Raw genomic sequence first — 1,016 nt, forward strand, 5'->3', positions numbered from 1 at the left:
GCTTGCGGTATCTGTTCGCCAAAGAGTATTTGTTCTACCACGCTCAACTGACTGGTTTGGAATGGTCTGAAATTCCGTTGCGATACCAGGCTGTCATTCTGGGGATGCTCAAGATGGTCGGCGCCGGCATGCTCGCATTTGCGGTGGCCTTGGCCTGGCTCGTTCTCCCTCTCAGCCGCGGTGAGCAATGGGCGATATGGGCAATCTTTTCGGTGGTAGCTATCCACGGCTTTATTTCGATCTACGTAACAATCATTTTGCGCCGAGTGAATCCAGGTGCGAAGACAAACGTCGCGTCGGCATGCACAGGCGTGGTTCTTTCGCTTGGTGCGCTTGGATTGGCCTGCATTTCTCATGTGTGATCAGGAAATGGCGCCAGCATCGTATCGATCTGCCGGATTGATAAGCTGGATTAATAGGCCCATTTGGATTTTCGGCTCTAATCAGAAGGAATCAAGGCCGGTAGACTCCAACGTCAACGGGCACGCGCATTGGGCGCGGCCCTTATTGACAAAGGACCGCCTTGATCTCGAAGAATTCCAATTCCTTGCGCGCCGCCACCATGATGGGCGCAATCGCAACGATGTTTGCTGCCGCCTTCGCACAGGCAGCCGCGCCGATGGCTAAATTCCAGGCGCCGGGTTTCTACCGCATGGCGCTGGGTGATTTTGAAGTGACGGTTCTGAACGATGGCACGGTTGACCTGCCTGTCGACAAGCAGCTCAGGCAGCCGGCCGCGAAGAGCATTCAGGCGCTGGACAAGTCCTTCGTCAAAGCGCCGCTGGAAACCTCGGTCAACGCCTTCCTGATCAACACTGGCAGCAAGCTTGTGCTGTTCGACACCGGCGCAGCAAACCTGTTTGGTCCGACGCTGGGCAAACTGGCTGCGAATCTCAAGGCCGCTGGCTATCGGCCGGAGCAGGTTGACGAGATCTACATCACGCACATGCACCCGGACCATGTGGGCGGCCTGATGGCGGGCGGGCAGATCGTGTTCCCGAACGCCACCGTCCACG

2 protein-coding genes are annotated in these 1,016 nt (G+C 57.1%); both read left to right on the forward strand.

What is annotated here, in order from left to right; genetic code table 11:
• On the forward strand, positions 1-362 hold a 362-nt coding region (locus tag AB4Z11_RS32585), incomplete at its 5' end, for a hypothetical protein (RefSeq protein ID WP_442030437.1).
• Positions 363-565: 203 nt separating this feature from the next.
• A partial coding sequence (locus AB4Z11_RS32590) for an MBL fold metallo-hydrolase (protein WP_442030438.1) occupies positions 566-1,016 on the forward strand: 451 nt, incomplete at its 3' end.

Source organism: Pseudoduganella sp. RAF53_2 (genome assembly GCF_052113985.1).
In the GTDB taxonomy this organism is placed as follows: Bacteria; Pseudomonadota; Gammaproteobacteria; order Burkholderiales; family Burkholderiaceae_D; genus Rugamonas.